4 protein-coding genes and 1 pseudogene are annotated in these 4,641 nt (G+C 70.6%); 2 read left to right on the top strand and 3 right to left on the bottom strand.

Going from position 1 to position 4,641, the window contains the following annotated elements:
- Nucleotides 1-116: 116 nt before the first annotated feature.
- The 3 genes from LI92_RS19960 to LI92_RS19950 form a co-directional block, all read right to left on the bottom strand.
- A complete protein-coding gene (locus LI92_RS19960; RefSeq protein ID WP_052740874.1) occupies nucleotides 117-968 on the bottom strand; it encodes a PE-PPE domain-containing protein in 852 nt (283 codons plus the stop codon).
- A 138-nt stretch (nucleotides 969-1,106) separates the two neighbouring features.
- Nucleotides 1,107-1,637 carry a hypothetical protein gene (locus LI92_RS19955; RefSeq protein WP_046322005.1) on the bottom strand — a complete coding sequence of 177 codons (531 nt, stop codon included), beginning with the start codon at nucleotides 1,635-1,637 and terminating at the stop codon, nucleotides 1,107-1,109.
- Between the two features lie 24 nt (nucleotides 1,638-1,661).
- On the bottom strand, nucleotides 1,662-3,104 hold the full coding sequence (locus LI92_RS19950; RefSeq protein WP_046322004.1) for a CCA tRNA nucleotidyltransferase: 1,443 nt from the start codon (nucleotides 3,102-3,104) through the stop codon (nucleotides 1,662-1,664).
- 151 nt (nucleotides 3,105-3,255) lie between these two features.
- Between LI92_RS19950 and LI92_RS19945 the strand changes: the two genes are divergently transcribed.
- Both LI92_RS19945 and LI92_RS19940 read left to right on the top strand, forming a co-directional pair.
- Entirely contained in the window at nucleotides 3,256-4,020 is a 765-nt protein-coding gene (locus tag LI92_RS19945; protein WP_046322003.1) for an NUDIX hydrolase, read from the top strand.
- Nucleotides 4,021-4,079: 59 nt separating this feature from the next.
- Nucleotides 4,080-4,641, top strand: a pseudogene (locus LI92_RS19940) (hypothetical protein); the annotation flags it as partial.

The following is a 4,641-nucleotide window of genomic DNA, read 5'->3' as shown; positions in this document are numbered from 1 at the left end:
GGCGCTGAGCGCGCCAGCGCGAAGCGAGCCGGCGCCCTTTGGCACAGCGCCGGGCGCTGAGCGCGCCAGCGCGAAGCGAGCCGGCGCCCATCAGCACAGCGCCGGCCAGCGCCGCCTCACCATTGCGTGAAGTCCACCGCCATGAGGAACGCGTTCCACAGCGCCTCAAGGCCGTTGACGGCCGCGCTGTCCATCATGTGGTAGGTGGTCAAGCCCACGGTGTTATCGACCGTGTTGGCGATCTCCTCGGGCGACAGCCCCAGGTACCACAGGTGGTCGCTGAACATTCCGGCGATGTTGGTGCCGTTGTCCCAGTTCGCCCATCCGTCACCCGAGAGCGTCCAGACATCGGTGGCATACAGGTGGTCCGGGGTCGTCGCGTCGAGCACCGGTGGCGCGATCCCCCATAACTCCAGGTTCTGCCGGATCAGTCCCACCAGCCACTGAGGGAGCCAATCCAGCGAGCCCAGAAAGGAGTTCAGCCAGCCCCCCTGCGCCGAGGCGCTGTTGCCGACCAGGACGAAGTGCAACGCGTCCTGGGGTATCCCGGCATCGAACAGCTCCTGCTGCGCCAGCACCGATACGACGGCGCCCTGCGAATAGCCGAACACGAAGAGGGGGTCGTCGGCGTCGAAGCCCGCGCCGCCGTCCCACTTGTCCAGGATCGCCTCGACCAACTGGTCCGTGCCGACATTGACGGTGTTGGTGAGGGTGGAGAACGGCAGGTACTCGGGGATGTTGACGATCCCGATCGGGACTGCGGGCTCGGCACTGAAGCCGGCCGCCTCGAGATACTGGCCGGCCAGATCGGCGTAGCGCTGGTTGTCCACCGGAATGATGACCATGGAGTGGTCGGTCAGCAGGAAGTCGCGCTGCGGTGTGGCCGGCGCCGCGGCCGCGGGGCTGATGGCCGTCCCCGTTGGCGCGAGCACCAGTACTGCCGCCACCCGCAGGGCGCGTCGGAGCATTGTCGTCACTGCTGCCTCCCCCCGTCGGTCTGCACCGGAGGCTGCCTGTCGCCGTACTCCAGTATGTGTGGCTTCGCCGCGCTCCGGTACCCCGAAGGCCTTGCCGAATGGGCCGCATGGTTCGTGCGCGGGGGTCGCTTACAGCACCACGGCGCCGTCGGCGGCACCGTCGCCGTCGGTATCGGTCAGTTTGATGTCCCACCGTCCGTCGCCGTCGGTGTCGACGTAGGCGGCGCGGTAGCCGCCCGCGCCGTCGCCGATCAGCACCCGGTCGGCCCGGCCGTCGCCGTCGAAGTCGAGCAGGCGGTCGTTGAGGCGGCCGTCGCCGTCGAAATCCACCAGCGGACCGCCGGTGTGCTCGCCGTCGTCGAGGCCCAGCCAGCGCAGCCCACCGGAGCGATCGGCCGAACTCGCCGCAAGCCCGTGCCCCCAGGTGCCCGACCCGTCGTCGCCGAAGGAGGCCTCGGGGATGCCGTCGTCGTCCAGATCCAGCAGCAGGTGATCTGCTACTCCGTCGCCGTCGAGATCGACCAGCGCGTCGTCACGCAGTCCGTCCCCGTCGAAGTCCAGGCTGATGGCGTCGGCCAGACCGTCGCCGTCCAGATCGAGGTCCGGCGGACCGGTCCACATGGTGGCCGAACCCATCCCGTCGCCCAGGCAGTAGTCCATACCTGCTCAGACGGGGCGGGGGTGCTAGCGGTTCCCCTGCGTCTGCCACCAGGCCAGCAGTTCGGCCGTGGCCTCCTCGCGGGTCAGCGGTCCACGCTCGAGGCGCAGCTCCTTGAGATAGCTCCACGCCCGGCCGACCTGCGGCCCGGCGGGGATGTCGAGCAGGGCCATGATCTCGTTGCCGTCCAGATCCGGTCGGACCCGCTGCAGGTCCTCCTGCTCGGCCAGGACGGCGATTCGTTCCTCGAGCTGGTCGTAACTGGCCTGCAGCCGCGCCGCGCGCCGCTTGTTGCGGGTGGTGCAGTCCGCCCGGACCAGCTTGTGCAGGCGGCTCAGCAGCGGTCCCGCGTCGGTGACGTAGCGCCGCACCGCCGAGTCGGTCCACTTGCCGTCGCCGTAGCCGTGGAACCGCAGGTGCAGGTAGACCAGCTGGGAGACCTCGTCGACCATCTGTTTGGAATAGCGCAGGGCGCGCATCCGCTTGCGGACCATTTTGGCGCCCACCACCTCGTGGTGATGGAAACTGACCCCACCGTCGGCTTCGTGGCGACGGGTGGCCGGTTTGCCGATGTCGTGCAGCAGCGCAGCCCAGCGCAGCACCAGGTCCGGGCCGTCGTCTTCGAGGTCGATCGCCTGGCGCAGCACGGTCAGCGAATGCTGGTAGACGTCTTTGTGCTGGTGGTGCTCGTCGATTGCCATCCGCATGGCGCCGACTTCGGGCAGCACCACGTCGCCCATCCCGCTGGCCACCATCAGGTCCACACCGGCGGCCGGGTCGGCGCCCACCAGCAGTTTGTCCAGTTCCGCAGCGACCCGTTCCGGGGTGATCCGGCCGAGCTCGGGCGCCATGTCCTCGATCGCCGCGCGTACCCGCGGTGCCACCGTGAAACCGAGCTGGGAGACGAACCGGGCCGCCCGCAGCATGCGTAGCGGGTCGTCGCCGAAGGAATCCTCTGGGGCGGTCGGGGTGTCGAGCACACCGTCGCGCAGCGCCGCCAGCCCGCCCAGCGGGTCGACGAAGTCCCCCGGTCCGGCCGGGGTGATGTGGACCGCCATCGCATTGACGGTGAAGTCGCGGCGCACCAGGTCGGCGTCGAGCGAGTCGCCGAAGCGCACTTCGGGATTGCGGGACACCCGGTCGTACTGGTCGGCCCGGAACGTGGTGATCTCCACGCGCTGCCCCCGCAGGGCTGCGCCCACGGTGCCGAACTCGATGCCGGTGTCCCACATCGCATCAGACCGGCCGCGCAGGATGTCCTGGACCTGTTCGGGCCGCGCGTCGGTGGTGAAATCCAGGTCCGGGCTCGGCCGGCCCAGCAGGGCGTCGCGGACCGATCCCCCCACCAGGTAGAGCTGGTGACCGGCTGCAGAGAACATCTCGCCGAGGCTGCGCAGCAGTTCGGCGTGCCGGTTCAGCGCGACGGCCGCCTTGGTCAGCAGGTCGGCGTCTTGATGGGCGTCAGGCACGTTCGGTGAGCTTAGCGGGGATCGCGAGCGCGGCGAAGCCGGGCGAAGCGGGTCCCCGCCCCCGGCACCGCGGGGATCGCGAGCGCGGCGAAGCCGGGCGAAGCGGCGAGGGAGGCAGGTCGGCCTGCGCGTGCCAGCTACTATCACATGGGTGTCGGCCGACGGCGGAGAAGCCAATTCGGGACGGCGCCGTCGGCGGCGCCGTGGTCGGCGCACGTCCGGCCCAAAGCTCAACCACGCCGAATCCCCCGCCACCGACGCCACGCACAGCACCAGCGTGCCGCCCGGGCGGGCCGCGGCGGGTCGGCCCCGCACCGCGCGCCACGGACCGGAGCGCCTGCGCACCGTGCATGAGACGTCGGCCGGCGGCCTCGTCGTGGACGGTATCGACGGTCCCCGCGAGGACCAGGTGGCCGCGCTGATCGGGCGGGTGGACCGGCGGGGCAAGATCTTGTGGTCCTTACCCAAAGGCCATATCGAGGTCGGTGAGACCGCCGAGCAGACCGCGATCCGTGAGGTCGCCGAGGAAACCGGTGTTCAGGGCAGCGTGCTGGCCTCCCTGGGCAGCATCGACTACTGGTTCGTCACCGACGGGCGCCGGGTGCACAAGACGGTGCACCACTATCTGATGCGGTTCGCCAGCGGCGAGCTGTGCGACGACGATGTGGAGGTCGCCGAAGTGGCGTGGGTGCCGATCCGGGAGCTGCCGTCCCGCTTGGCGTACGCCGACGAGCGCCGGCTGGCGCTGGTCGCCGACGAATTGATCGACCGCCTGCAGGCCGACGGCCCCGCCGCCCTGCCCCCGCTGCCGGCCTCGGCTCCCCGGCGCCGTCCGCAGACGCATTCCCGCGCCCGCCCTACTCGTGCAGGCGAGTTCTCGCCGGACCCGAAGAACGGTCGCAGGCTGGACCCGTGACCCACACGCGACGAAGCGGTGGGGGTCCCGTGCCGAGGCGGTTGGCAGCCCTCCCGGCGATGATCGCCGCGCTCCTGATGACTCTCGGCACCACACTGTGCACCGCCGCACCGCATTCGGCGACCGGCGAACCCGACGTGGCGCCGTTCGTCCAGATCCGCGTCGACCGCGTTACCCCGGACGTCGTCACCACCTCCAGCGCCCCGCTGGTCACGGTCGCGGGCACGGTGACCAATGTCGGCGACCGGCCGGTCCGCGACGTCATGGTGCGCCTGGAGCAGGCCGGCGCCGTCGCTTCGTCGGCCGGGCTGCGCACCGCCCTCACCGGTGCCCATGACCAATACCGTCCGGTCGGCCCGTTCAGCACCGTGGCCGCAGAACTGCAGCGCGGGCAGGAAGCCCGCTTCACGCTGTCCGCCCCACTGCGTTCGGCCAGCCAGCCAGCCCTCAACGTCGACCATCCGGGCATTTACCCGGTGCTGGTGAACGTCAACGGCACGCCCGACTACGGCACGCCGACCCGGCTCGACGACGCCCGGTTCCTGCTGCCGGTGACCGGTCTGCCCAAAACCGACCCGGACTCCGATGGCGTCGCCGGGACCGTTCCCCCCGACATCTCCC

It is taken from the genome of Mycobacterium sp. UM_Kg1, assembly GCF_000972925.1.
GTDB classification, from domain to species: domain Bacteria; phylum Actinomycetota; class Actinomycetes; order Mycobacteriales; family Mycobacteriaceae; genus Mycobacterium; species Mycobacterium hiberniae.
Note: the sequence above shows the minus strand (reverse complement) of the source record. Positions and strands in the feature narration are given on the sequence as shown.